A 25,598-nucleotide genomic window follows, 5' to 3' on the forward strand; every position below is an offset into this window, starting at 1 on the left:
ACACCCACCCTCTCCCATTTATGGGAACTCTGATTCTAAAAGTGGCTCACTTTTGAAGTGATCGCTCTGGCTCAATTTATTATTGACAAAAACAATGGGATTTGAAATCGAAAAAAACGGAGATAAAAAAGTAGACGGAGTTTCTGTACATACTGATTATGATGGACCAAATCAAGATAGAGTTTTATTTGTGAAGAGGTTAATTTAATGATGAGCTTGTTCAACTAGCGGTTGGCGATAGTTGAACAGGACATACAAAAAAGACCGATTGATTTCGGTCTTTTTCTGTGGTCTAAAAATCAACATTGAAATTGAACAGAGACATTTATTAAAAGATAACACTCTAACGATTTCACTTTTCACTAAACGCAATCTGTATACCAATCAGCCCTAATAGCAAACCTTTTACAATGTTCATTCGCTTTGCTATGAACGAATTAGCAAGCAGGACATGGCGCAGTTTCTCTGAAAACACGCTGACAGCGATAAAAATCACTAAAGCCTGAACCAGAAAAATAATCCCCAGAATAAACATCTGCAACGTAATGTGTCCCATCGATTTATTCACAAATTGAGGCAACAATGCCAAAAAGAACAATGATACTTTTGGATTAAGCAGATTCATGAGAATTCCTTTTTTATACAATGATGGATACTTGAAAGGCTTGTTGTGGTTAAAAGCAAAGCCTGTTTCTTTTTCCTTGAATGATTGCCATGCTAAATACAGCAAATAGGCCGCACCCGTATATTTTATGACGGTAAAAGCCAGAGCGGATTGATAAATGATTGTGGAAATCCCAAGCGTTGCAGCCGTGATATGTACAATAAGACCTGAACAAAGTCCCAGCGCCGTGGCGATTCCCGCTTTTTTGTCCTGCGAAATACTTTGAGTAATCACAAACAGAATATCTGGCCCGGGCATTAACGTCAGCAATATCGCCACTCCTAAAAAAGACATGGTTAGTGCAAAATCCATTTACAACACCTCTCTTGGATGGAATGGACACCATTCTTTGCTTCCTTTTCCTTCATTTGTCTTCCTGATTTATTTCGAGGGAAACCGCTTCATTCCTTCTTAATGGGCGATAAAAAATATAAATTGGTGTTTATCGGAATTAAACATCGCTATCAAGCATGTAGAGGCGCATCCGCATTTGTTAACATGTGCGGGGCAATTTCTCCTTCTTTAAAGGTTCTGTTAAGGAATGATGTTGATTTTCTTGTTAATCTATGGTGAAGATCGTTTCATGATTGGCTAACGAGCAGTATAACGCAAGATTAATGTTTTTAACCAAAGAGGCATTTTATATGTGCTAAATTATGTATATTTGGTATATTATTTACAGAGCTTAGTTCAGATTAGTTAAGAAAGGTGAGTGGAGATGAGTAAAGTTGAGTCAGTTAACAAGTGGGATTTAAATCGCATTGTCTTTATTGGTAGGACTTGGGATGAATACATGCGAATGTTTGGCCTTACCAAAGAAGATTTAGTGGGGCGTAAGATTCTTGATTGCCCTGCTGGGGCATGTTCCTTTACAGCAGTATCCAATCAACTTGGAATGGATGTTACAGCATGTGATATTGCTTATTATCTTCCTATTGAACAATTAGAGCAAAAAGGTTTACAAGATATTGAAACCACCATGTCTAACATGGAAAGGGCTGATATTCAAAAAAATTTTTTGTGGGATTATTTTAAATCAGTTGATGAGTTGAAACAGATAAGAACACAAGCAATGAATCAATGTATCTCAGACATGAAACGGAATAAGAATCGTTATATTTCTGCCGTTTTACCGACCTTACCGTTTGATGATAAGCAGTTTGACTTGACACTTTCAGCAAATTTTCTATTTCTTTATGAAGATAAACTGGACTATGAGTTTCATTTACAGACTATAAAAGAACTTATGCGTGTAACCAAAGATGAAGTAAGGATTTTTCCTACAACTAACTTTGCTTGTGAGAGATATAAATACTTGGATAAACTAATCAGTGATATACACAATTTAGGATGGATGACAGAAGAAATTAAAGTTCCTTATGAATTTCAAAAGAACACCAATACAATGTTAAAAATTATGAGGTAAAAATAACTAAAAGGGGGTGTCTTAAAAGGGATCACTTTTGGGACACCCTCAGTTTTAATACTTTACAAAATCAACATTAAGCATTAACAGAGACACTCATGCCAATTTTTTGGCACAACGATTCATTAAAATAAGTTGTATTGTCCATACTATTCGGTTCATATCTTTGTATACCGCTTATTTTCAGGGGAGCCTTTCATTAAGAAAGAAACTCCAAGCGGTCTTATATAATTAATAAAGTATGCGAACATCTTGGATGGATGAAAGTAGAATACGAAAACTCTGAGAATGCGGATCATAACAACGTAAAAGGGAAGAAAGGAAGAATAGGGACAAAAACAGTCCATAAAACCGAGAAACATTTCACGCCACATGGACTCAGATACACTCTTTCTACTTTGTTTCATGAAATGTGGGTCTCAGATGATGTTATACGCTTTCTGCTTGGCCATTCCAGATATGAGTTAGGCGCTCTTCAACATTACATTTTAAGCGATGCAAAGTATATTAAAGAAATTCGAGCGGCTCAAGTAATAATCGAAACTCTTTTTGAAACTGCGATGGAACTTGAGTCGAATTATAATATCACTCTAAACTTAGAAGAAATTTATGATGAAATTCCTAATGTATTTAGGAATCAATTGAAAAATAAAAATTACATCAATCTGTTTAAAGAACATCTCGTAAAGTATGCATTTACAGCATTACAGCAAAAAATACTTAAGGAATCAGGGAATAATTATTCTGATTATTTCACATTTAAAGCACCAGAACTTTATAATCAGATTGTGATGGCGCAGCAGGGGTATTTTGCACATGCTCCAATGCCTTATCAGCAAACTCATGGAATGAACCCAATGCCATACGATCTTACGCATTCAGTGCCTTTGTATCCGCCAACTCATATTCACACAGGAAAATAACTACCCGGCTAGGGTAGTTATTTCCGTACTAAGCAGGTTTCAAAATATGTTAAATGTTTCAATCGCTTTTTTCTTTTGCTCAAAGTCAACATGCGTGTATACTTGCGTCGTGACTAAACTTTCATGACCGAGTAGTTCTTGTACGGTACGCAAATCAACATTTTCTTTATTTTCTTGTATTAATAATGTAGCAAACGTATGCCGCAAATGATGGAGTGAGAACCGCTGAGGTGGCAGACCTGCTTTTTGTAAGATTTCCTTAAATATCTTATGTAAACCACGCGGGTTCAGTTTTTTACCGTTTTTATTTGTTGAGAAGGATGGAGCTGATATTCTTCTAAACTTCCCATATAGCTTTTCATTAAAGGGACAACCATGGGATGAAGGGGTAGTAAGCGCTCTTTTTTTCCTTTCCCATAAATACGCATCGTGTTGTTAGATAAATCAATTGTTTTTGTTGAGATTAAGAATTATGAAAGAAGGATTGCGGAATCTGCTCTTGTTTCATACAGGACGATGCCTCCACTCAATTTATCAGTAATTGTGAAAAGCAGCCCGGAGCATAAGGAATAAAGCGGCGTGATGAGACAGTACTTGCACTTTACTGTCTCTTTTTTTGTTTTGCGATTTATTTCCATTCATTAATTAAAGTGGGGAAGGGATTATTACGAATATTTTAATTTATATAGACAATAAGAACATTTGTTCTTATAATATATTTTAAATAAATATGGAAGGGGTTTTAAAGATGACAAGAAAAAATATAAAACGAACGTTGGAGATAGACGAAATTATAAAACTTTATCTTGAAGGTGCTAGTACCACCGAAATTGCAAAGCTTTCCAATGTGTCCCCAAGATATATAAGAATGATTTTGTCTGATCATAATATTGAAAAAAGGCCGTTTGGTAGTTGGAAGCGTAAGTATAAGTTAAATGAAGATTATTTCAAGACTTGGTCTAAAAATATGGCTTATATCTTAGGTTTTTTTATAGCGGACGGTTTTGTCTCCAATGATTTTCAGACGATCGGATTCGCGCAAAAAGAAAAATATATTTTAGAACAAATCAGAGACGAATTAGGGTCTAATCAACCACTTTATCAAAATAAGCAAACCGGTGTTTATATGTTATATCTCAATAGCAAAGTTATGAAAAACGATCTAATGGAGATACATGGTATCACACCAAATAAATCATTGGATATAAAATTTCCGTATGTTCCAGAAGTGTATTTAAATCATTTTATAAGAGGCTATTTTGACGGTGATGGAAATATTTATTCTCGTGGCTATTTAGTCAGTTTTGTTGGCGGTTCTCTCGATTTCATGACGGTATTAGAACATCATCTAAAAGCGCGAGGATTTGACGTGTGCTTAACCAAAAAAGAAAAACATATTCGTTTATATATGAGCGGCAGAAAAAACATTAAGGAATTTTACGACTGGATTTATCACGATAAAGGATTATACTTAAAACGCAAATTTGAAGCGTTCCCAGATAAAAATATGGATGCAGAAACATTGCAAAATGCGAAATTAAAAAGAACAAAACAAGCTGTTGCAGCAAGAAAAAAAGCTTTTATCGATGAATATCGAAAAAGTTATTGTGTTCATCAAGCATGTGAAACAGTTGGAATTACATTAGGAACTTATTTTAGATGGTTGAAACAAGACAAACAATTTAGCGAAGAATTTTATCAAATAAAGAAAGAGTAGTGGTAATCAAAAGCCACTCATATATTTTTTAAATTTTAGTAGACATAATATAAATTATAGGAAGTTATAACAATTTTATCTCATTTTAAAAGTAAACTTTATTTTTTGAGACAAAAAAGTTCAGCTATCGTTAGCCAAACATTTTTCCTAATGGTCCTTGTTCGTCAATGATTGTTTGGAGATCATAAATGGATATTGGAAAATAAGGAAATCCGTAAGCATAAGCCGTTAATTCGTAAAGTTGAAAAAATAAGACCAGTGCCTTATCGGCTATATAGTAGTCTTGCTCTGGCGAAATTCCTTTAAATGGCGGTTCAAGCAAAAATAGATCTCTTTCTTCAATTTGGTTTTTAACGATTTCTGAAATTTTTTCTACATAATTGCTGTTTTTTTGAAAAAGTTCAGATAACTTATAACGTTTTCCTGTTGTTACATCGAACGTTAATCCTTCAATAATTGTCATTCCGTGTGCTCCGCCAGAATAAGCATAATTGATTAACGTTAGGCTTAAAATCCCGCGTTCGTTCGTTTTTATTTCGTATGATGCCGTGATTTCTGTTAACGGATTTTCATAAAATCCTTGTTTTTGCAACATTCTTTGAACGGTCATTAAAATCTCATAATTGATTTGTTGTTCGATGTTTTTGTCATGCAACTGGCTTACGGTCGGATAAGATAAATCTAAACGTTGTGTTTTTATTTGCTCGGTATCTATTGATACAGGAAGCGAAATCATTGTTAACTTTCTCCTTAAATTTAAATTTGATTTGTTATTCGTTTTCTTAAAAATATGCAACATAAAATAAAACGTGCAGCCACTTTCAAGAATTTCTTTTCTTAAAAATGGCTGCACAGCGTTCGAAGATACAAGGCGTTCACTTTATAACCATCCTTCCATTTTTTTATTAAGCAATGTCTGCGTTATAATAGCGAACTCCTTTATATTTTACTTTTATCAATACTCCTTTTTCCTTTTTGTATTTTTCGCTTAATGCTTTCGCTTTTCGAAAGGCATCCATCATGCCGGTTGCTGGAATGAATTCCTCCCAAATAACTGGTTGTTCGCTTTGTGTGCTGAATTTAAAAATATACTGTTTCATTTTATCACCTCCATCTATATTATATTAAACTTCACGCATTTTATTATAATACAAACCTGTATTAATTCAAATATATAAACTGTTATAACAACGTAAACTTTGTAAACTTTTTATTTTAATTTGTAATATTTGTAATAAAGGTAAGCACATTTTCGTCATGTTTAATATGTCTGCTTACCTCATGTTTTTTGTATTCCACTGTTAAAAACTTAATCCAACATAAAATAGCTAATGAAATAACAATGAAAGATATAAAAAACATCATTTTTTGGACTTTAGTCCAATTTTTCATCCAATCCCATCTTTTTCGATCGACATCAAGCCAAAAAAATCAACAAGAACAGCTAAAACGATCATGAAAACAGCTATAATAAATAACCCCCTTCCATTTGTTCATACATTTCTTACGTTTTTGTTTAGGAGGAGGTTTCACCCAAATTCCACCCTAATTAAGTTTATTTATTCACAACTTGCGGTAACTATAATAAAAGCTCGCTGTTATGATGCAGCGAGCTTTTATTAAGCTTTTATTATTTGTAAATATTCCCCTGGAAGACTTCCTATAATAACATACATTGTTAATAACATACATTGTGAGTAAATCAACACTGTTTCCTTAATTCTTCTTGAAATAGTGGCTAGAACTGTTAATCTAATAAATGTTAAATTAGTAAAAATAGCGGAAGATTTATTAAACACTTATCATTTCTTATCCCCTTATCCAGAGGCAAAAGAAGTGTTACAAGCGGAAACACTTGTCGTCTTTTCAAACGGTTCTCCTGATATGCTGCTTCCTCTGTTCGACAATACAGGTTTGACAGAGTATTTTGATTACATCATCAGTGTCGATGAAGTAAAGCAATACAAGCCTTCACCATCCGCTTATCAACATGCGGCAAGCCGATTGAACGTAAATCGAGAGGAAGTATTGTTTTTATCCTCGAATACTTGGGATATTTCCGGAGCGAGCAAATTTGGTTTTCAAACTGCATGGATCAATCGCACAAACAACGTAATGGACTTTCTTGATGTTACCCCTGACTATACATTTGCCAGTTTATTAGAGCTTACAGAACATCTAAAACGATATCTTATCTCTGTCAAGGAGACAGAATAAAAATCATGAGGGAGCACTCCCTCATGATTCCAATAATAATTGCTCTGGATCTTCGAGAAGTTCCTTTACTTTCACTAAAAAGCCAACCGCTTCTTTCCCGTCAATAATGCGGTGATCATAAGATAGCGCAACATACATCATTGGACGATTTTCCATGCGCACTTCGTCGATGGCGACAGGGCGAAGTTGAATTTTGTGCATTCCTAAGATGCCGACTTGCGGTCCGTTTAAAATGGGTGTGGACAGTAGCGAGCCAAACACTCCGCCGTTGGTAATGGTAAATGTGCCGCCTTGCAAGTCTTTTAAGCTTAATTTGTTTTCACGCGCTTTTGTCGCTAAGTGTAAAATCTCTCGTTCAATTTCGGCAAAATTTTTCTTATCCGCATCGCGCACAACAGGAACGACTAAGCCTTCGTCCGTCGACACGGCCACCCCGATATCATAGTATTTCTTCGCGATGATTTCGTCCCCTTGAATTTCCGCGTTTAACAAAGGATATTTTTTCAATGCCGCTACGACGGCTTTCGTGAAGAAAGACATAAAGCCGAGTCGTACATCATGTTCTTGATAAAACGCATCTTTTCGACGGTTGCGCAAGTCTATAATCGCTGTCATATCAATTTCGTTAAATGTTGTAAGCATCGCCGCTGTGTGTTGAACTTCCACGAGCCGTTTCGCAATCGTTTGGCGGCGTCTGGACATTTTTATTCGTTCCACTGGTTTTTCCGGTTCAAACAGATCAGGCGTCTCAGGCGTCGTCGGTTTGACTGTTTCTGCAATTGGTGCTGATTGATTCGAATATGCTTCTACATCCTGTTTGCGTATACGGCCAAGCGGATCAAATGGCGTCACTTTTGATAAGTCAATTCCTTTTTCGCGGGCTAGTTTTCTCGCTGATGGTGAAGCAATCGGTCGTTGAGTTGGCCTTGTAACTGGTTCTTCTTTGACAGCTATCGGTTGACTCGGTTTTTTCTTTTCCAGTTGCTTTGGTGTTTCCTCCGCTTGTGGAACATTTGCTTCCGCTTCTTCTGACACAATGGCGATCGTATCCCCTACTCTAACTGTATCCCCTTCATTAAATAGTAATTTGGTGATGACCCCTGAATCTTCAGACACTAATTCTACATTGACTTTATCGGTTTCTAACTCCGCAATCGGCTCCCCTTTATGAATAAAATCTCCCGGTTGTTTGAGCCATTGAAAAATGGTGCCTTCCGTTATCGATTCTGCTAGTTCTGGCACTTTGATTTCTGCCACTGTTCTATCTCCTTTCGCCAATTTCGTTTATATTCAAGAATCACGAACGTGTGAATGCTTGGTTAATAATTCGTGCCTGCTCTTTTTTATGAACAATTGGATCGCCTTCTGCTGTGCTAGAGCGTCTTCTGCGACCGATATAAGAAACTTGAACTCCCGCAGGCGCCAATGTAAGCAGTCGAGGTTCTACAAAATTCCAAGCTCCCATATTTTTTGGTTCTTCTTGCACCCATGCGATTTCTTTTACATTCGGAAACTGCTTGACGTAACGAGAAATTTCCTCCATTGGAAACGGATATAATTCTTCTACCCGTAAAATATGGAGCCAGTCTTTGTCTTTTACTTCTTCTAATTTTTCCGCTAAATCAATTGCGATTTTACCTGAACATAGGATGAAGCGTTCGACTTTCTCCGCGTCATGTCCCAATCCCGGTTGTGGCAGCACCGGTTGGAAACTTTCTTCGCTCAAATCCGCTGCTCCTGATACGACCAATGGATGACGCAACAAGCTTTTCGGCGACATAATGACAAGCGGCCGCACTTCTTCTTTTTGTAAAATCAGCGCTTGACGACGTAAAATATGAAAATATTGGGATGATTTCGTCATATTGGCGATCGTCCAGTTATTTTCAGCAGCTAATGTAAGAAATCGTTCCAAACGGGCGCTTGAGTGTTCAGGTCCTTGTCCTTCATATCCATGTGGAAGCAGAATAACAAGACCGGATTTTTGTCCCCATTTCGCTCTTCCCGATGAGATAAACTGATCAATGATCACTTGGGCGGAGTTGGCGAAATCACCAAATTGCGCTTCCCACAGCACTAACGTTTCGGGTGCGAATACGTTATAACCGTATTCAAATCCAAGCACACTTGCTTCGGACAGCGGACTATTATGAATCGCAAAAGACGCCTTGCTGCCCGATAGTTGATGCAGCGGCGAAAACGTTTTTCCTGTTTTGTCATCATGTAAAATCAGATGACGTTGGGCAAACGTTCCCCTTTCTGAATCTTGTCCTGTCAAGCGAATGGGAATGCCGTCTTGAAGGAGGGTCGCAAATGCGAGCATTTCGGCATGAGCCCAATCGATTTTGTTTTCTTGAAAAGCGGTAATGCGCCGTTTCAAAATTCGTTCCAATTTATTAAATACGTGAAAATCGTCTGGCCATTGTACAAGCTCATGATTTACTTGTTTGAGCAAATTAATAGGTACGCTTGTATCGATTTTTGGAATGCCTTTTTCCGCTACTTCTGGTGGATTCATTTCATAATCGAGTTCTTCTTTTACATCAGATACTTTCCTATAAGCTTCTTGCATCTTCTTCTCCACTTCTTCGGCAAAGCGATCAACTTCCTCTGCTGACGAGATAATCCCTTGCTGTTCGAGACGAGTGGTGTAGAGATTGCGGACAGTCGGATGGTTACGAATGATTTGATACATTAGTGGATTAGTCGGGGCTGGTTCATCCATTTCGTTATGACCGTGTCGACGATATCCAATTAAATCAATTAAAAAATCTTTCTTAAATGTTTGTCGGTAAATGCCAGCCAAATGAGCGGCTGCAAGCACTGCTTCCGGGTCGTCTGCATTGACATGAACAATTGGAATTTCAAATCCTTTTGCTAAATCGCTCGCATATTTCGTGGAACGAGAATCTTCGCTTTCCGTCGTAAATCCAATCATATTGTTCGCAATGATATGGATCGTGCCGCCTGTTTGATAGCCTTTTAACCGGCTTAAATTTAACGTTTCCGCCACGACCCCTTGCCCTGGAAACGCCGCATCACCATGAATTAAAATAGCAAATGACTTACTCTCATCTTGTTCAGGAAAACCAGGTTTGTTGCGAGTTTCTTGAGCTGCCCGCGTATAGCCGACAACAACCGGGTTGACATATTCCAAATGACTTGGATTATTGGCTAGCGTAATAATTGCTCGAACGGTGTTCTCATTTTTGATTTTTCGATCTAATCCTAAATGATATTTGACGTCACCCATCCATCCATATGTAATCCCAATAGAACCTTCGGATGGGATCAATTCTTTGTTTGGTGCGTGTTGGAATTCCGCAAAAATCATTTCATAAGGCTTCCCTAATACGTGTGCCAATACATTCAACCGCCCACGATGAGCCATACCGATATTAATCAGTTTTGTTCCTTTTTGTACAGATTCTGAAATTATTTCATCGAGTAATGGAACCAACGTATCAATGCCTTCAATGGAAAAACGTTTTTGACCAACGAATGTCCGATGTAAAAATTGTTCGAATACCTCGACTTCGGCCAGCCGTTTTAGCAGTTCCTTCTTCTTTTCATTCGAGATAGAAGGTTGATAGTTTCCTGACTCGACCATTTGTAAGAGCCAGTTTTTTTCTTCTGCGTCTTGGACATGACCAAATTCAAACGCTAGTTTCGCTGTATAGACCCCTTTTAAATATTGAATCGCCTCAAACCCATTTTGAATATGGTTAGACAAATACGGGCTTATAATAGAAGAAGGAATGGATTTTAAATCCTCTTCTGTTAATCCGAACTTTTGAATATCAATCTGATGCGAATCTTTTTCAGACGTCTCTAACGGATTGATTTTGGCATTCAAATGTCCGAAAGTACGAATATAATCCGCCAATTTAACTGCCTGAACATATTTTTCTAACAAGTTGGCAGATACATTGGTGCGAGGTACAAAATCTTTCGGCTTATCATCGTTGTTCGGGTTCGGAAACTCGGGCGGACCCCAGCGGTCAAACCACTCTTTCAATTCTGGATCAACCAAACTTGGATCTTGTAAATGCCGTTCGTACATTTCCATAACGTATCCAAGATTGGGACCGTGAAACCTTTCCCATGGATTTCTGAAGCTGTCACTAAGCGTGCTCATTTTTAATGCCCTCCAAAGATAATTAAATACGTCTTACAATTTTCATTTTACTATTGTTTATATGAAAATAAAAATAATATGACTTTTATCACTTTTCAAACTTTTTGTTGTATCATTGTGTAAAAACGAAAGCATAAAACAGACCATGCTGCTCCCCTTTTTGATAAAATATTTATCTCTGTTTTTTATTTTTAATAACAATAATAAAAACAGTCTAATGAGCTCTTAGACTGTTTTGACTCTCTTCAAATTTTTCGTGATTTTAACTAAGTCGTTACTGGTAAAATCATAAATATTCCATTAATCATCTCTTCACAGTCACATTCTACTTCGTTACAATTTGTTCAATAAGTTCTTCCGTAGTAAGAACCGTTGCAAATTCTCCATGTAAAGTGGCAAGAGAAATATTATGAATTTGATTAGCATCATAATATACACCATCAGGACCTTTCATACCAAAGGCGGCAGTGGCATCTGAAATCAGATATGTATTAAATCCTAAGTTCCCACTCATCCTAGTAGTGGTGGAAACACAATGAGGAGTAGTTAAGCCGGTAATAACTACATCGTTGATATCATGTTCTTTTAGGTATTGTTCCAAATTTGTCCCTATAAAGGCGCTATTAACATTTTTTTGAATGACAACTTCCCCATCTAGAGGTTTTACGATCTCTTTAAATAATACTCCCTTACTGTTTGCTGACAGAGGAGAATTAGGATTAGTAGATATATGCTGGATATGTATAATAGGCCATTTTTTCTCTCTCCATATTTTTAATAGACTATATATGTTTTCCTCGGCGTTCGGATTATTACGCTCTCCCCATCTTTTATCCTCAAATCCTTGTTGAACGTCAATAATAATTAGGGCTAATTTGTTGTTTCGCTCCATATTTATCCTCCTATCAAAAGTAATGATTTAGGTTATCAATAATACTGACAAGTCACGGTCCTTTAATCATCCAAACACCTGTGCAGCAATTCCATATAACGAACCATTTCGCCGAGGTAATTGCTTTGAATTTATGATCATGATTGGAGGTTGGCTTACTTTATAAAAACCGCGCTGCTCCAAAAATAACATAAACTCTTCATGCCCTGACGGAACATCAATTCTTAATTTTCCTTGATGATTGCGAGCCAATTCATTTACCAACAAAGAAGCTACTTCAAAACTAGGAGCGACAATTGGACCTAATATGAGATTGATAGGTCCCAAAATAGAAAGACCATAACCTATAATTGTTCCGGCGTGATCTTTAACTACTAAACATTCTTTTGCTTGTTCAATCCTATTAACAAGAAACTTCCTTCTGTCAGCCCCGACAGCTCTCTCGTCTAACTTTATAATTTGTGTTAGGTCTCCTTGGCTAAAAGTGTTTATTTCAATATCTGCTTTATTAATTGAATGGACAGGTATGTAATGATCGCAAAGATATTTATGAACACAATCAATGACCCTAAAACCCATCTTTTCATATAAGGGTTTCCCCTGTTCCGTTGCAATAAGCATAATAGTAGTATCTTTTGAAACGGTATTTATACACGCTTGGGTAACTATTTTTCCAAGCCCCATGCCCCTATATTCTTTATGAACGATTACCATTCCAATAGAAGCTAAAGAAGTATCATAAGGAATTATTGCCGCACTTGATACAATTTTCCCTTCTTCGTTTTTATGTCCATAGATTTTCCCAGATTTCATAATTGTCCGAATTTCATGTTCGTCATAATCCCATCCCACTGATGCCGATAGCGATATCAATTCTGGAATATCCTCATAACTAAATGTTACTAAGTTAACGGATGTTTCTTTCATGCCAATTCCCCTTTTGAAAATTTTAATTCACTTCTTCTTTAACTTCGGGCAATAGGGATTACTGGTGAGCAAGCCTCAACGGTTTATTATTTAAATGTAACCAATCCCTCTTTGTTTTCATCCCATTCCACTATGCAATTTATAAATTGTTTGTTTTCCATAGCTGCTTTAAGAAATTGCCGGTAGTAATGAGGAATATCTTCGTTTTCTTCAAAACCCTTAACCTCAACCCATTCAGGAATTACTTTTTCTTTTTCTTTTTCTTTCGCTTCTATTTCTCCTTGATTACTATAACTAAAGTATACAAAGCAAATCGCGTGATCCTTTTTTGGATAGGTAATAAAAGAAATAACTCCTACAAGATTTAACTGTTCCGCTACAATTCCGGTTTCTTCATATAACTCACGGCGAGCAGCTTCTTCAAGAGTTTCACAGTTCTCTATATGTCCTCCAGGAGGAATCAGTTGCATATATGTGTTAGCTTTGGCTTTCACACGGCGGACCAGGACCATTTTATCTCCTCGAAATGCTACACAACAAGTTTCTGCCATTTTTTCGCTTGATGGTGCATGTCTTGATCTTGCCGTCCATCTGTCTATGCAGCTTCATACGGATGGTCCCGATTTTAGACAACGTTAAGTACTTCCCTTCCAGCTTGAAACCACTTTGCGGATAAGTAAAACTGTCATAACGATTCTTGCCTTGGAAGCGAGGATCACCCGCTTTTTCTCCCTTCTTCAAACGACGGAAAAACGCTTGAAATGTTTGATCAAGCCGCTGACAAACGTCCTGGAGTACCTGTGAGTATACTTCCTTAAATTCCGGAATTTCTTCTTTTACTTTCGGCAGCTCTTTTTTCTGTGTGTAGAAAGTGAAAGAAATCCTCCAAAGTTTATAGGCAAGCTTTCTTTGTTCCAGCATCGAATTATAGAGCCAACGACATAAATGTAAGGTTTGTTCGATCTTCTCAACCTGTTCCGCCGTTGGTTCCAGCTTAAATTGATACGTCCTTCGCATGTTTTCACTCTCTCTTTTTCTGGTTTTCGATATACTTCCGAATCGTTTCCTCAGAATAAGTATTGATTTTATTTTATTACATATGGTATGAGTTAAGGTAAAAAATGGTTGGTCTAAGCATTCCCGGAAAGGGGATAGAGCAATACTCGCTTTCATCTGCCCCATTGAAATGGGGAGGGTTCTCGCTCGTATGTCCCTAATATAAGGGTAAAGCTACAATGGCTCTATATCCTAGAAAACTATAATTTTCACCATATTTTTGAAGCGACGATTCCGAGTAAAATTCCGATCATAGCGCTCGATAGTGTTCCAATCAGATAATATTCCGCAAATTGTTTGTGTTCAAATTGCTTAAATCGGGTTAATGTTTTTAATGCTGCTAAAAAGGCAAGTCCCTGTGGTAAATCGATCATCATCAGGATCACGATCAGAGCCCGCTCTAGCATGCCGATGATTTGACCAATTTTGGCTGGTGAATCATGAAAATACTGCTCTGTTTTGATCGTGGTGATCTCTGTTTCTGTTCTTCCATCACTTTCATATTTCGTTTTTACTTCTGTCTTTTCATCGGATAAGCGATATATTCCTTCTTGCAATTCGCTGTTTGGAGCAATATTTTGCAAGAGAATTCCAAGAAAATAACCAGCTCCATAAGTGGCTAAAATAAAAATGCAAATGACAGCAGCGATCTTTTCATAAATACTAGCATTACCTGTAAACACCGCATAAAACGCTTGGATATTGTCCATAAATGACCATTCTGACGTCGTGGCAGTGAAATAATGAAGTACAAAAATAATGGTCAAAAAGTGAAGAACTTGATCGATGAGAAACAACAGTGCGTGACTACTTACTCTATTCATTTTTTTGCTTAATTTTATTTTTCCGTAATCAATAACAAAGTGAAAAATAGAGATTATTAAAATAGCTTGTCCAAATGACCAAAGGGTTGCACTAGTAATAGATGGATTGACGAATGCAATCACGAGACTAGCCATTGCCATTAAAATCACATGAATAGCAACATGCTTGGCTAGTGTAATGATGGGTTTACTCTTTCTCTGCTCGATGAATGAATCCGATTGAAAAATAAAATCCCCCAGCAAATGAGCAGCATAAAAATAAATCCACAAATTTTATCGCTCCCTACGATTCAAGAGATTTTCATACAGCACTAGCAATTGAGTAAAGCTATCTTCTACTGCTTTGATTTTTTGGTAATCAGCACGTTTCAGTAAGTAACTGACGGTCGAAATGGGTGATTTGTACCCTAAATGTTTTCCGATTTTTTCATACGTCCATTCGGGAAATTGTTCAATCAATTCGATGACTTGTTTTTGCTTATCCGTCCACTTTCGTTTGGTTGTGACGATTACATTTAATAAGGCGTTAAGTGGTTCGTGCGGGACAAGTTCGGATGAAAAATAAAAGCTTGTCTCGGTTTCAACATCATTCCAAATTTTTGCTTGCTCACTTTTTTTCTTTAGTTGTTTGTCCCTTGCTTCAAATGCATGTAACACAGCGCTTCCATTCATCGTATGAACGTTTATTTCATCCGTTTCCAGTTCTCCAATTCCAATGCCTAAATAAAAAGGACAACGATGGAGCCGTGACAGTTGGAAAATCTGGTTGATCAGCGGATAGGCATGCGAAAAGTTTTTCATGACGCCAATGAGTTCATCGCCATTTCGAATGGCAAACGGAACAAGCAAGTCTTGTTCAAATTGTTTGTTGATTGTCTGCTGGCATTCTTTCAGTATGGAAATTAAATGTTCTTTCTCTATCCGTTTGGACTGTTTGACATCTGCTGCGAAACAGATTGCTGGCGTTGGTTTCATAATATCCCTCTTTTTGTTGATGAATATATATCAACATTTTTGATGTTGTTGAAAAAATATCAACATATACTTGCTGATACAAGGATAGTAAAAATTCGTCGCATTTGCAATAACCAATTTGTTGTGAGCAGGATTATACAATCCTTGTTCATCTTACAGCGAATATGGATTCTACAGAGATGGGAGGCACTGTTAAATTTCATTGTTGACTTTCATCAAAAGAAAAAGACCACTTTATTGCGGTCTTCGGTTGTTCTTATTCAATTCAAGCATCCGTTTGTTCAAGAAATTTACACATGTTTAAGCACTTTCAGATTCTAAAGATAAACCTTTTTTGCGAATATATAAATGAACAAAACTAAACAATGCTGAGAACATCAACAAGCCCCCTGACAATATGTAAACGCGACAAACTCCAATCAGAACCATCTGCCTCTCCCGCTGTGACCTGATTGCTGTCATACAAAAAATAACGTTATTATTTGTTGTTTCATAATCTTTTCAAAAATACATAACTGACTTTATCATAGCCCATTTTTTCTTCATAAAAACGATGGGCCTTCACTCGTTACATCCCAGAAGATAACGATACGATTTTATAACCATTCTCTTCAGACCACCGATGTACAAAGGATTGGTATTTCGATTATATGCTTCAAAAATCCTTCTATCGAGAATAACTGCAAAATCGTTGCTCTTTATTATTTTCTTTTCAAACTAGTAATATAATCGATCCCAATGAGTAATCCAAAAGGTAAACTCTCATCATAAATTGTAATTTCTCTTTGGCGTGAAAAATCGAATAGTTTGTAATCAATAACTGCAACGGTTTGTCCCTTTTCATTAGTAACGGTTGTTTTCGTTGCAGCAAACTCATCATGAATCGTAAACACTTGGTTATGAAGGACAAGCTCTTTAGTGTCTCCCAGTTCAAATATCTTTATATTTTTCAAGACACCAATCTCATTGCCGTTTTTTAAAATTTTCCATTGAGGATTACTCCAACGGAAAAGTTCTTTAATTTCGATTTTTGATTCTGCATCTTTGAATACAACATTTACTTCCCATCCAGTCATAAATATCTCTGATATTTTCGTAAATAAACTCGAATAAACTCGTTGAACTTCTCCTACTTTATTTTTATCTTTGTCATATACCCCAAATGGTTTTGTGACCCCTTTTACCAAAGGAAAGGTGTAAAAATATTTTTCCACAATACCCTCTCCTAAAACTCATTTCATATTTTTATATTTACAATATGTAAGCGGACATCCCTTGGATTGTCATTGATGTTCAATCTTGGAACGTAATCTGAAGCAGGATCTGTGTCTTCAACGATCTCGACAAGATCGTATTACATAGATTCACCGCCCCTCCTTTTTTGCTTCGCATCGTACCGCAATTGGATCTTTTCTTTCAGATTGTTCTCTTTGTTAAGAAGTTCTGATACGGGTTGAATAATTCCTTCACCGAATTTTCGTTTTAATTGCTCAATGGCATTCAATAATGCTTCATCTTTTGCATCTTCTTCATAGCTGAACAAATCTAATTGTTTGATCGATTCTTTTTTGTCCAATACATCCAGGGCGGTAATCCCTAACAATCTCACTGGATCTCCATTCCAATGCTGTTTCAATAGCTTCACCGCATATTCAAAAATTTCTTCTGGTTCTTGAAACGGATTCAATAACTTTTTACTTCGAGTCACCGTTTGGAAATCGGCGTAGCGAATCGTAATTTGAATCGTTGAGGAAACGACTCGCTTCCTTTTCATTCGGTTGCTGACTGAATAAGCCAGTTTTCGCAATACTTCAATGAGGGTATGTTCCTCAGTAACATTATGAGAAAGGGTCGTGGAATGGCCGATGGTTTTAAATTTAAGAACGGCTTCAGGATCAACCGGTCGGTGATCGATTCCATTTGCTCGCTCCTGCAAGTAGACCCCTGTGATGCCAAGTAAGTCTTTTAACACTCCTTTTTCCGTTTTTGCCAATTCACCAATGGTAAAAACACCAATGCTTTTTAACTTTTTTGCTGTTTTTTCTCCAATCCCATGCATCGCTTGAACGGGCAAAGGCCAGAGTATTTTTGGCACATCCCGTTTGCGAAGGATTGTAATTCCTAATGGTTTTTTCAGATCGCTCGCCATTTTTGCCAAGAACTTATTAGGAGCAATCCCAATGCTAACGGGAATTTTTAATGTCTCTAACAAACCTTTTTGAATTTGCTGAGCGATTTGAAGAGGAGTTCCCGACGAATAGCAATTGGTTATATCCAAATATCCCTCGTCAATAGAAGCGGGTTCCAAAATCGGCGAAAAAGTTGCTAGAAATTGAAAAACTTTCGTACTCATTTCTCGATATAGGTCAAAATCAGGTTTCAGGATCACCAATTGTGGACACTTTTTCTTTGCCTCCCACAAAGGCATGGTCGTATAGATCCCAAAATCATTTTTCGCTATATAGTTCGCTGCCAAAACAATCCCTTTTCGCTCTTTCGGGTCTCCAGCCACCACTACTGCTTTTCCCTCTAATGATGGATCTCGCGCGATTTCGCAGCTGCAGAAAAAGGCATTACAGTCAACATGTAAAATAACGCGGCCGTTCTTAGGATACATGGATTTCATGCCTTTTCTTCCTTTCCGTTCGTTTTTCATATCGTATTTGATTCGATCTACTTCGGTGTTGATTTTCAAATGAAAGAAGACAATATAACTTTGTTTTATTTTATCATTTCTTATTCCAAGTTCCTCACTTTACTTACATGCTAAACATCAATTTCTTTATTGGATTTTGGTTGTTATTTTGACAATTTCAACTTCTATGTGCATTTCAATGAAATGAAATTCCCCATTATGAACGAGGATAAACTCCTGCTTTTTCTTTTCCCGTAGACAATAAGAATCGCCTTTCTGTTAAAGGTAATGGCATAAAATAAAAAACTCCCCAATCTTCAGCATCGTTTCTCCACTCCATCTAAAGATGTTGGTTTAAAACGATGACCTGTGATTTTTGGGGAATTTTAAACCGCTGTTATTGGCTATTTAACGAAAAAACTGTTTATACTATGTAAAACGCTTCCAAAAATTAAATTCTTGTTTTTAAATTGTCATTCCATACAGGGGTTCTTTTTTCAAAGAATGCTCGAATTCCTTCTACAGCATCAGGATGTTTACTGTTCAAAGCAATGACTTCCGTTGCGTAATTTAAGGCCTGGAAATCTTCCATATGAAGTTGTTGATAGAACATTCTTTTACCTAACTCAATAATATTTAAACTTTGAAATAAATTAAGATTCATATTTTCTATTTCACGTAAACTATGGCCAGCACAAAATGCCTTTGTAGATCCTTCAATAACAACAACCTTTACTTCTCTTTTTTCAGCAACCTCTTGAAGAAGAGAATCTAATTCTTGGAGCAATTTTAATGATAACGCGTTAAACTCTCTTGGATTTTGTAATGTTACATAAGTGATACCCTCGTCTTTCCGAACAGACAAAAATTCCATGTTTTACCTCCGTCTACTTTATTGTTATGCTTATAAATAACATAATTATTTTTCATTTGTCTGTCAACGAATAATCAGAATATTAATAATTTTATTTATTTTATATAATGATTTTTCTGAAAAAAGCTGGTTCATATCATTTTTATTTATATGAAAGAAAAAATGATGAACCTCTCCCACCTCCATTTAGAGGTGGAAGAGGTTCATTTAGTTAACCGAAACCGCTTGTTTTATTTTTTTTACTGGCTTTTGCCAATATTGTTCATTTCCAGGTAAGTCATCGAACCAAGTGGCATCTTTTGGACAATCCAAAACCATAAATTTTCCATATTGACTCTCATCTCTTGCTTGATGATATTTCAGATAGGCTTTGCCATTTTCTATTGCTAATATTTCAATTTTTCCTGAGGTATGACTCATAACGAGGCGAACACGTTTACCTAATCCCGATGTTTTTGCTTTTGCTTTTTCAACAATTCGATAGATTTCTTCCAACGGTAACACAAAATCGCTATTTCCGGCTACCGGTCTATTCACAAAGAAGTAATATGGTGTTACTCCTGCCCATGAAAGTTTATCTAATAATTCGGCTAACACATCAGGATCATCATTGATTCCTTTTAGGATAGGGGTTTGATTCACAACGATAACTCCGGCATCGTGAAGAGCTTGAAAGGCTTTGCGTGCTTCTTCTGTTATTTCACGTGGGTGGTTCACATGTGCCATGACATAAATGCGTTTTTCTGGTGTGGAATATTGACGGAACACATCAAGCAGTTCTTGATCTTCATAAATTCTCATCGGATTAAATACAGGCAATTTGGAACCGAAACGAATGATTTTAACATGGTCAATCGCTCGCAATTTTTCTACAATATATCTAATTTTTTTGGTTGCCAAAATAAGAGAGTCTCCACCAGTCAATAAAACATTATTGATTTCAGGAGTTTGTGCAATATATTCAATACCAGGTGTTACGTCTGCCATCGCTTCTTTTACATCACTGCGAAACAAACGCTTTCGGAAACAAAATCGACAATATGCTCCACAAACTTCTGAAACGATGAGTAATGCCGTTGTTTTATACTTGTGTTGGCACCCTGGCACTACATAGTTGGTATACTCATCGGAAGCGTCCCAACGACCATATTCGTTTAATTCTCCTTCATTCGGTATAACCAATTTCCGTATAGGGTCGTTCGGATCATCCCAATTAATCAGATTAAGATAATACTCATTTACTCTAAATGCAAATTTGTTAGTGATTTCTTTTAATTTTTCTCGCTCTTCTTTAGGGATTTGTGTGATTTTTTCAATGTTTGTAATATACTTCGGTTGTGCCATCATAACACCCCTCCCTTTAAAGCTGACTCTATAATAAGGCTAACAAAAGATAAGGAAGATATGCAAATTTTAATCTGAAAAATATGCAGTATTCTTTATGAATCTTCTAAAGAAAGTTTCTTCTTTATATAAATAAAAGGATAGAAGAAACCTCTTCTGCCTGCTCTATTTATTCACTTTTTAAGGAGCTATTTTAAATTAAATCCTTTACTTTCGACAAACTCCTTCATATACATTCTGACCTGTTTACTAAGCATGTTAGCCATTTGTCTAGTCCATGTATCCTGGCGTTCTCCATTTGTGCGATTTTTATAATATGACGAAATCGTTTCATTGTATTGCTTGAGTTGATTTTCTAATTCGGAGCGATCTTGCTGGTATGTTTCTTCATGGTAAACATGATGAAAAGGTAAGCGCGGCTTTTTATCAGGATTTTGCGCCGGATATCCTACTGCAATTCCGAATAAAGGAATCACCCGTTTCGGAACTTTTAAGAGCTCACACACTTCAGGTAAATTGTTCCGCAAACCGCCAATATAACAAACTCCTAATCCCATGGATTCAGCCGCTATTACAGCATTTTGCGCAGCTAGTGCTGTGTCAATAAGCGCAACCATAAACTTTTCGGTGCTTTCTAATGCAGAAGATAAATCGACGTTTTCCATTTCACCGACAATCTCATGGCGATGTAAATCCGCACAAAATACAAAAAAATGGCCATTATGCTCTACATATGATTGATTTCCAGCTAACTCAGCAAGCTTCCGCTTCGTTTCTTTATTTTTTACTCCAATGATCGAGTAGGCTTGAATGAAGCTGGATGTTGATGCTGCTTGAGCACATTCAACAATGGTACGAATTTGCTCATCGGATAGAGGTCGATCTTCAAATTTTCGAATGGAACGATGCTGTAAAATCGTTTCAATGACTTGATTCATTTTATTCCCCCTCCTACACAAACGATTCGGAATTTCCGAATTGTTCATTATTATCATAACATTATCATAACAAAAAAGGATTCAAAATATTCGGTTTCTAGCTATTATTAAGTTTAATTGATCCTTAGAAAATAGAAAGGCACCGATTGATCTGTGCCTTTCATTCTAATCTAATTATTTACTTCCTCTTTAATTCGTATAGCAATCGGTCAATGATTGTTTGACCTACTGTGGTAGCTTATAATGCTTCTATAATTTTAGATGCTAGGCTCCAATAAACTACAATAAACTATATAACTTACTTTCAAATAAACAATTCCATCTCATTGTTTTTAAAAGTAAACCCCATACTTTTATATAATGGCATTCCATCATTAGATGCATGCAGCCAAATTCGTTTTACTCCGATTTTTTTGCATTCCTCAATGCAATTCTGTAACAATGTTCTTGCTAAACCTTTCCCCCGATATTCAGGAATTGTATACATATTCAGTATATAAGCTTCAAGTCCGTTTAAATTCTCTAAGTAAGGTGGTCGTTTAAATAAAACCATCCCGCTAATACTTATCACATGATGATTGGATAAAGCTAAAAAGGAGATAAATTCATTGTTAGAAAGTGCTTCCTCTAAATATTTTCTTGTAGCCGTGATGGCAAGAGCTTCCTCTTGTACAGACTGTACTTCTCCTAATTCCTTAAAAAGCTCCAAACGCAATCTTACAATTTCTTCTATATCTTGAATGGTTGCCTTACGAATCTCGAATTGCAAATTCATATAAACATCTAAACATCCTTTCATTCATTATACCGTTCGTTCAATCATGAAGAATCATGGTGACTTATTTTTCGTGGACTTTGACATAAACACTTCCAAATAACTTGTCTCCGATATAGGCATCCAATTTCCACATCCCGCTTTTAGGCAAGGACATATTGGATGGAACATGGCGGTCTGCTCCATTATTGGGACCACCTAAAGGGAGATCTTCTAACACAGTGATTGGTTCTCCACCGTTTTCGTGCGTGGCCATCACTTTCAGTTCCCCATCAAACTCTTGGTCATCCCCCCAAAAATGCCACATATACTTTTGAGTTTGATTAGGGTAAAATCTGTCAACTTCGCGATCACTATAAATGAAACCTAAACGCCCTTCTTGCCCAATCATTGTAAAATCTCCTGATTTAAACAGAGGGCTTTCTTGCCAATCTTGACCATCACTGGCCTTCTTGTGTTCGCGATTGGATGGAACACCTTGATCATCCGTTTTCATTTGTACTTCTTTTTCTTGACATCCGCTAATCATCAACAAAACCATTAGGACCGAAAATAACCTTTTAATCAAAAGCATGGTTATCCCTCTTTTCCTTAAAAAATAAAGCTAAATTTTGTAGTTAAGGCTGATCATTTTCATTTGCATCATTTCTCTAATTGCATATTTCACTCCTTCATATCCATAACCAGAAGATTTTACTCCCCCATAAGGCATATGGTCAAAGCGGGTAGTCGGAACATCATTTATGAATACTTGCCCTACCTCTAAACCATGAGCCATTTCGATCGCTTGGTTCAAGCGGTTTGTAAATACTCCTGCATTTAGTCCAAACTCACTGTTGTTCATTTTCTTTAAGGCATCCTTTTCATTTTCTACTTCTTCAATAATCACTAACGGTCCGAATACTTCTTGGCAGGAAACTTTACAATCAGCTGGAACATTTGTAAGTACTGTAGGAGCGATGCCATTGCCTATTTCTACACCGCCAGTTAATACTTTTGCCCCTCGATTGACCGCTTCATCGATCCATTCCATAATGCGTTTTTGTGACTTTTTATTAATTAAACTTGTCACAACCGTTTTCTCATCAAAAGGATCTCCAAAAGAGAGGTTTTTCGTTTCTTTAACGAAAAGATCGATAAATTCTTGGGCTATACGCTGATGAACATAAATTCTTTGAGTGCTGATACAAACTTGGCCGTTATAAGAAAAAGCCCCGATCACCGCTTTTGGAACAATTTTGCTTAATTGTTCTTTTACACTTTCATCAATATACAGAGCGGAATTGCTTCCAAGTTCTAATGTCACTTTCTTTAGACCCGCTTGGCTTTTAATCAGTTTTCCAACCGACGGGCTACCTGTAAAGGAGATTTTTTTAATTCGTTCATCTTCTAGAAAAACTTTTCCAAGTCTCGGTCCATCTCCCGGTACGACATTGATCGCGCCTTTAGGAAGTCCTGCTCTCGTTAAAATTTCCGCCAATTTCAAACTGCTGTAAGGAGTTTGTTCAGCGGGTTTGACAACGATGGTGTTGCCGGCTGCAATCGCAGGTCCAACTTTATGAACGGTCAAGTTTAAAGGAAAATTAAATGGAGTAATCGCCCCAATTACGCCTAACGGTTCATAAATCGTATAGGCGTCTCTCCCTTCTCCCCCTTTTGCAGCATCTAAAGGAATGTATTCGCCTCCTATTCGTTTGGCTTCTTCGGCGGAAAACTGCAAGGTCTGAATGGAACGCTCTACTTCCACCCTAGCTGCACTGATTGGTTTGCTCGCTTCTTTTGTGATGATGGATGCAACTTCTTCCTTTTCTTGTTCTAACAGGCTCGCTGCTTTATATAAAATATCTGCCCTTTTCCAAGAAGGTAGTGTTTTCATATTATAAAAAGCTCGAGAAGCTGCTTCGATCGCAGTGCGCATCTCTTCTTCGGTGGAATCGGCTACCTCTCCAATCACCTCACCTGTATGTGGGTTGTATACTACATACGTATTCGTTGGAACTTTTTCTTCACCATTAATAAATAGACAACTTTTCATAACATATCCCCCTTTATTGCATTAAAAGGCAATGGAAAATCTATAAAGCTTTTTTTGTGTTTTGAATAAACAACCTCGACTCTAACAATCTCTTTATAGAAACTCCTTAAAATTCTTTCAGTTTATATTTTTGTATATATTTTACAACACATATGTATATTTGTCCGTATTTTTATTTATGTCTATGTTACCTCCGTCTAAAAAGACTTTAGTCTCCCTATCGATTATTTCGTTATTCTTTTCTAATCAAAAAAACATCCCTGTTGAAAGGATGTTTTAGTAAAGTTCATTCTTATTTAGAGCTGCGAAATGCAAATTCACATGATCGTGATCCTAGTTGAGGAAATAGCAAAGAAAGTAAAAATATGTTAACGAAACTGGTATAGGAGATACATCAATAATAGATATAAATTCTTATTCTTATCTTTCTATTTGTTTGTCCTTTCTTTCCTCAATGATATCTGCTATTTTATTGATTGCTTCTGTTAGATTATCTATTTTTCTTTCAAATCGTACTAACAGATAAAAAGTTACAACGATAGGAAATCCTAAATTACCAATGAGATTTAACCAATCTTCCATTTCTAGTCCCCCTTAAATAGTAATCTGTTATATTAATATGTGATTTTTATATAAGAGTTTGCGGATTGACCCCCTAAATTTGGACACATCCTATCTTATTTTAGGTTATTCTTAAAATTTCTCGTTTTTTCTTGGCAAGAAGACGAAATCTTTTTGCCTTATAAATAAATGAAAGCCGAGAGAATGGCTCTCTCGGCTTTGGGTAATTTTTACAAAGAGGTTGTTATTCACCTGTTTCCGCAAAACGCTTAATTCTTTCGCCAATCTCATCACGAACACGACGGAATACAGCCCATTTTTCTTCTTCTGTTCCCTCTGCCTTTGCAGGGTCATCAAATCCCCAGTGTACGCGTTTCACATGCGGTGGCGTCACCGGGCAATGTTCTGCCGCATGTCCGCATAATGTTACGACTAAATCAGCTTTGTTTAAAATTTCAGGATCAATGACATCAGATGTTTGGTTCGAAATATCAATTCCTACTTCTTTCATGGCTTTTACGGCGTTCGGATTTAATCCGTGAGCTTCGATGCCAGCGCTATAGACTTCCCACTCATCGCCAAGATATTTTTTAGCCCATCCTTCTGCCATTTGGCTGCGGCAAGAGTTTCCGGTGCATAAGAAGTAAATAATTTTCTTTTTCATGTGTCTCTACTCC

Annotated in this window: 26 protein-coding genes and 2 pseudogenes; 5 read left to right on the plus strand and 23 right to left on the minus strand. The window is 36.8% G+C overall.

Annotated features, from left to right (window positions below; genetic code table 11):
- Positions 1-94: 94 nt before the first annotated feature.
- Positions 95-208: pseudogene (locus EDD69_RS15520) on the plus strand (GNAT family N-acetyltransferase); the annotation flags it as partial.
- Between the two features lie 144 nt (positions 209-352).
- Here the strand turns inward: EDD69_RS15520 and EDD69_RS06765 are convergent.
- Positions 353-976 (minus strand): LysE family translocator, encoded by a 624-nt coding sequence (locus tag EDD69_RS06765; RefSeq protein WP_132948210.1) that lies wholly within the window; start codon positions 974-976, stop codon positions 353-355.
- Between the two features lie 406 nt (positions 977-1,382).
- Here EDD69_RS06765 and EDD69_RS06770 point away from each other — a divergent pair, with 406 nt between their 5' ends.
- Both EDD69_RS06770 and EDD69_RS06775 read left to right on the plus strand, forming a co-directional pair.
- Positions 1,383-2,090 carry an SAM-dependent methyltransferase gene (locus EDD69_RS06770; protein ID WP_132948211.1) on the plus strand — a complete coding sequence of 236 codons (708 nt, stop codon included), beginning with the start codon at positions 1,383-1,385 and terminating at the stop codon, positions 2,088-2,090.
- Between the two features lie 260 nt (positions 2,091-2,350).
- Positions 2,351-3,013 (plus strand): site-specific integrase, encoded by a 663-nt coding sequence (locus EDD69_RS06775; protein WP_243643054.1) that lies wholly within the window; start codon positions 2,351-2,353, stop codon positions 3,011-3,013.
- Positions 3,014-3,052: 39 nt separating this feature from the next.
- On the opposite strand, the gene EDD69_RS15525 is transcribed toward EDD69_RS06775, so the two are convergent.
- Positions 3,053-3,346 carry a tyrosine-type recombinase/integrase gene (locus EDD69_RS15525; RefSeq protein WP_341539344.1) on the minus strand — a complete coding sequence of 98 codons (294 nt, stop codon included), beginning with the start codon at positions 3,344-3,346 and terminating at the stop codon, positions 3,053-3,055.
- A gap of 415 nt (positions 3,347-3,761) precedes the next feature.
- Between EDD69_RS15525 and EDD69_RS06785 the strand changes: the two genes are divergently transcribed.
- Positions 3,762-4,730, plus strand: coding sequence for an LAGLIDADG family homing endonuclease (locus tag EDD69_RS06785; RefSeq protein WP_165871740.1), 969 nt, complete (start codon positions 3,762-3,764; stop codon positions 4,728-4,730).
- A gap of 130 nt (positions 4,731-4,860) precedes the next feature.
- On the opposite strand, the gene EDD69_RS06790 is transcribed toward EDD69_RS06785, so the two are convergent.
- Both EDD69_RS06790 and EDD69_RS06795 read right to left on the minus strand, forming a co-directional pair.
- Positions 4,861-5,466, minus strand: a complete 606-nt coding sequence (locus EDD69_RS06790) for a DUF3298 and DUF4163 domain-containing protein (RefSeq protein WP_132948212.1) — start codon at positions 5,464-5,466, stop codon at positions 4,861-4,863.
- Between the two features lie 169 nt (positions 5,467-5,635).
- Positions 5,636-5,830 carry a hypothetical protein gene (locus EDD69_RS06795; protein ID WP_132948213.1) on the minus strand — a complete coding sequence of 65 codons (195 nt, stop codon included), beginning with the start codon at positions 5,828-5,830 and terminating at the stop codon, positions 5,636-5,638.
- Between the two features lie 634 nt (positions 5,831-6,464).
- On the opposite strand from EDD69_RS06795, the gene EDD69_RS06800 reads away from it, so the two are divergent.
- Positions 6,465-6,947 (plus strand): HAD-IA family hydrolase, encoded by a 483-nt coding sequence (locus EDD69_RS06800; protein WP_243643055.1) that lies wholly within the window; start codon positions 6,465-6,467, stop codon positions 6,945-6,947.
- Between the two features lie 21 nt (positions 6,948-6,968).
- Here the strand turns inward: EDD69_RS06800 and odhB are convergent, their stop codons facing one another.
- The 19 genes and pseudogenes from odhB to arsC form a co-directional block, all read right to left on the minus strand.
- The gene (gene odhB / locus EDD69_RS06805; RefSeq protein ID WP_132948215.1) at positions 6,969-8,204 is read right to left on the minus strand and encodes a 2-oxoglutarate dehydrogenase complex dihydrolipoyllysine-residue succinyltransferase; all 1,236 of its coding nucleotides are present in this window, start codon (positions 8,202-8,204) and stop codon (positions 6,969-6,971) included.
- A 40-nt stretch (positions 8,205-8,244) separates the two neighbouring features.
- Positions 8,245-11,085 carry a 2-oxoglutarate dehydrogenase E1 component gene (locus tag EDD69_RS06810; protein ID WP_132948216.1) on the minus strand — a complete coding sequence of 947 codons (2,841 nt, stop codon included), beginning with the start codon at positions 11,083-11,085 and terminating at the stop codon, positions 8,245-8,247.
- A gap of 325 nt (positions 11,086-11,410) precedes the next feature.
- Positions 11,411-11,977: a cysteine hydrolase family protein gene (locus tag EDD69_RS06815; protein WP_132948217.1), complete on the minus strand. Its 567-nt coding sequence runs from the start codon at positions 11,975-11,977 to the stop codon at positions 11,411-11,413.
- A gap of 66 nt (positions 11,978-12,043) precedes the next feature.
- Positions 12,044-12,904 carry a GNAT family N-acetyltransferase gene (locus EDD69_RS06820; RefSeq protein WP_132948218.1) on the minus strand — a complete coding sequence of 287 codons (861 nt, stop codon included), beginning with the start codon at positions 12,902-12,904 and terminating at the stop codon, positions 12,044-12,046.
- 86 nt (positions 12,905-12,990) lie between these two features.
- Positions 12,991-13,416, minus strand: a complete 426-nt coding sequence (locus tag EDD69_RS06825; protein WP_207893259.1) for an NUDIX domain-containing protein — start codon at positions 13,414-13,416, stop codon at positions 12,991-12,993.
- Position 13,417: 1 nt separating this feature from the next.
- Positions 13,418-13,921 (minus strand): RNA-guided endonuclease InsQ/TnpB family protein, encoded by a 504-nt coding sequence (locus tag EDD69_RS06830; protein WP_165871741.1) that lies wholly within the window; start codon positions 13,919-13,921, stop codon positions 13,418-13,420.
- A gap of 248 nt (positions 13,922-14,169) precedes the next feature.
- Entirely contained in the window at positions 14,170-15,054 is an 885-nt protein-coding gene (locus EDD69_RS06835) for a DUF3307 domain-containing protein (RefSeq protein WP_132948221.1), read from the minus strand.
- Between the two features lie 3 nt (positions 15,055-15,057).
- Complete coding sequence (locus tag EDD69_RS06840; RefSeq protein ID WP_003399372.1) at positions 15,058-15,759, minus strand: SatD family protein; 702 nt, start codon at positions 15,757-15,759, stop codon at positions 15,058-15,060.
- A gap of 490 nt (positions 15,760-16,249) precedes the next feature.
- Positions 16,250-16,393: pseudogene (locus EDD69_RS15530) on the minus strand (GNAT family N-acetyltransferase); the annotation flags it as partial.
- A 67-nt stretch (positions 16,394-16,460) separates the two neighbouring features.
- Complete coding sequence (locus tag EDD69_RS06850) at positions 16,461-16,973, minus strand: tubby C-terminal domain-like protein (RefSeq protein WP_132948222.1); 513 nt, start codon at positions 16,971-16,973, stop codon at positions 16,461-16,463.
- Between the two features lie 140 nt (positions 16,974-17,113).
- The gene (locus EDD69_RS06855) at positions 17,114-18,385 is read right to left on the minus strand and encodes a DNA polymerase IV (protein WP_132948223.1); all 1,272 of its coding nucleotides are present in this window, start codon (positions 18,383-18,385) and stop codon (positions 17,114-17,116) included.
- A 460-nt stretch (positions 18,386-18,845) separates the two neighbouring features.
- Entirely contained in the window at positions 18,846-19,268 is a 423-nt protein-coding gene (locus tag EDD69_RS06860; RefSeq protein ID WP_132948224.1) for an enoyl-CoA hydratase-related protein, read from the minus strand.
- Positions 19,269-19,475: 207 nt separating this feature from the next.
- Positions 19,476-20,612, minus strand: a complete 1,137-nt coding sequence (locus EDD69_RS06865) for a KamA family radical SAM protein (RefSeq protein ID WP_132948225.1) — start codon at positions 20,610-20,612, stop codon at positions 19,476-19,478.
- 188 nt (positions 20,613-20,800) lie between these two features.
- Entirely contained in the window at positions 20,801-21,550 is a 750-nt protein-coding gene (nfsA, locus tag EDD69_RS06870) for an oxygen-insensitive NADPH nitroreductase (RefSeq protein WP_132948226.1), read from the minus strand.
- A gap of 304 nt (positions 21,551-21,854) precedes the next feature.
- The gene (locus tag EDD69_RS06875) at positions 21,855-22,349 is read right to left on the minus strand and encodes a GNAT family N-acetyltransferase (protein ID WP_243643056.1); all 495 of its coding nucleotides are present in this window, start codon (positions 22,347-22,349) and stop codon (positions 21,855-21,857) included.
- A gap of 40 nt (positions 22,350-22,389) precedes the next feature.
- Complete coding sequence (locus tag EDD69_RS06880; RefSeq protein WP_132948227.1) at positions 22,390-22,899, minus strand: hypothetical protein; 510 nt, start codon at positions 22,897-22,899, stop codon at positions 22,390-22,392.
- 30 nt (positions 22,900-22,929) lie between these two features.
- On the minus strand, positions 22,930-24,360 hold the full coding sequence (locus EDD69_RS06885; RefSeq protein WP_132948228.1) for an aldehyde dehydrogenase family protein: 1,431 nt from the start codon (positions 24,358-24,360) through the stop codon (positions 22,930-22,932).
- Between the two features lie 420 nt (positions 24,361-24,780).
- The gene (locus EDD69_RS06890; RefSeq protein ID WP_132948229.1) at positions 24,781-24,942 is read right to left on the minus strand and encodes a YvrJ family protein; all 162 of its coding nucleotides are present in this window, start codon (positions 24,940-24,942) and stop codon (positions 24,781-24,783) included.
- Positions 24,943-25,165: 223 nt separating this feature from the next.
- Positions 25,166-25,585: an arsenate reductase (thioredoxin) gene (gene arsC, locus EDD69_RS06895; protein WP_132948230.1), complete on the minus strand. Its 420-nt coding sequence runs from the start codon at positions 25,583-25,585 to the stop codon at positions 25,166-25,168.
- Positions 25,586-25,598 lie beyond the last annotated feature (13 nt).

This window comes from Thermolongibacillus altinsuensis (genome assembly GCF_004341205.1).
In the GTDB taxonomy this organism is placed as follows: Bacteria; Bacillota; Bacilli; order Bacillales; family Anoxybacillaceae; genus Thermolongibacillus; species Thermolongibacillus altinsuensis.

What these genes read in the sequence shown, in the direction of transcription:
- EDD69_RS06765 (WP_132948210.1), bottom strand. Translation starts at nt 976, where the DNA reads ATGGATTTTGCACTAACCATGTCTTTTTTAGGAGTGGCGATATTGCTG.
- EDD69_RS06770 (WP_132948211.1), top strand. Translation starts at nt 1,383, where the DNA reads ATGAGTAAAGTTGAGTCAGTTAACAAGTGGGATTTAAATCGCATTGTC.
- EDD69_RS06775 (WP_243643054.1), top strand. Translation starts at nt 2,351, where the DNA reads ATGAAAGTAGAATACGAAAACTCTGAGAATGCGGATCATAACAACGTA.
- EDD69_RS06785 (WP_165871740.1), top strand. Translation starts at nt 3,762, where the DNA reads ATGACAAGAAAAAATATAAAACGAACGTTGGAGATAGACGAAATTATA.
- EDD69_RS06790 (WP_132948212.1), bottom strand. Translation starts at nt 5,466, where the DNA reads ATGATTTCGCTTCCTGTATCAATAGATACCGAGCAAATAAAAACACAA.
- EDD69_RS06795 (WP_132948213.1), bottom strand. Translation starts at nt 5,830, where the DNA reads ATGAAACAGTATATTTTTAAATTCAGCACACAAAGCGAACAACCAGTT.
- EDD69_RS06810 (WP_132948216.1), bottom strand. Translation starts at nt 11,085, where the DNA reads ATGAGCACGCTTAGTGACAGCTTCAGAAATCCATGGGAAAGGTTTCAC.
- EDD69_RS06815 (WP_132948217.1), bottom strand. Translation starts at nt 11,977, where the DNA reads ATGGAGCGAAACAACAAATTAGCCCTAATTATTATTGACGTTCAACAA.
- EDD69_RS06820 (WP_132948218.1), bottom strand. Translation starts at nt 12,904, where the DNA reads ATGAAAGAAACATCCGTTAACTTAGTAACATTTAGTTATGAGGATATT.
- EDD69_RS06825 (WP_207893259.1), bottom strand. Translation starts at nt 13,416, where the DNA reads ATGGTCCTGGTCCGCCGTGTGAAAGCCAAAGCTAACACATATATGCAA.
- EDD69_RS06830 (WP_165871741.1), bottom strand. Translation starts at nt 13,921, where the DNA reads ATGCGAAGGACGTATCAATTTAAGCTGGAACCAACGGCGGAACAGGTT.
- EDD69_RS06840 (WP_003399372.1), bottom strand. Translation starts at nt 15,759, where the DNA reads ATGAAACCAACGCCAGCAATCTGTTTCGCAGCAGATGTCAAACAGTCC.
- EDD69_RS06855 (WP_132948223.1), bottom strand. Translation starts at nt 18,385, where the DNA reads ATGAAATCCATGTATCCTAAGAACGGCCGCGTTATTTTACATGTTGAC.
- EDD69_RS06860 (WP_132948224.1), bottom strand. Translation starts at nt 19,268, where the DNA reads ATGGAATTTTTGTCTGTTCGGAAAGACGAGGGTATCACTTATGTAACA.
- EDD69_RS06865 (WP_132948225.1), bottom strand. Translation starts at nt 20,612, where the DNA reads ATGGCACAACCGAAGTATATTACAAACATTGAAAAAATCACACAAATC.
- nfsA (WP_132948226.1), bottom strand. Translation starts at nt 21,550, where the DNA reads ATGAATCAAGTCATTGAAACGATTTTACAGCATCGTTCCATTCGAAAA.
- EDD69_RS06875 (WP_243643056.1), bottom strand. Translation starts at nt 22,349, where the DNA reads ATGAAAGGATGTTTAGATGTTTATATGAATTTGCAATTCGAGATTCGT.
- EDD69_RS06880 (WP_132948227.1), bottom strand. Translation starts at nt 22,899, where the DNA reads ATGCTTTTGATTAAAAGGTTATTTTCGGTCCTAATGGTTTTGTTGATG.
- EDD69_RS06885 (WP_132948228.1), bottom strand. Translation starts at nt 24,360, where the DNA reads ATGAAAAGTTGTCTATTTATTAATGGTGAAGAAAAAGTTCCAACGAAT.
- EDD69_RS06890 (WP_132948229.1), bottom strand. Translation starts at nt 24,942, where the DNA reads ATGGAAGATTGGTTAAATCTCATTGGTAATTTAGGATTTCCTATCGTT.
- arsC (WP_132948230.1), bottom strand. Translation starts at nt 25,585, where the DNA reads ATGAAAAAGAAAATTATTTACTTCTTATGCACCGGAAACTCTTGCCGC.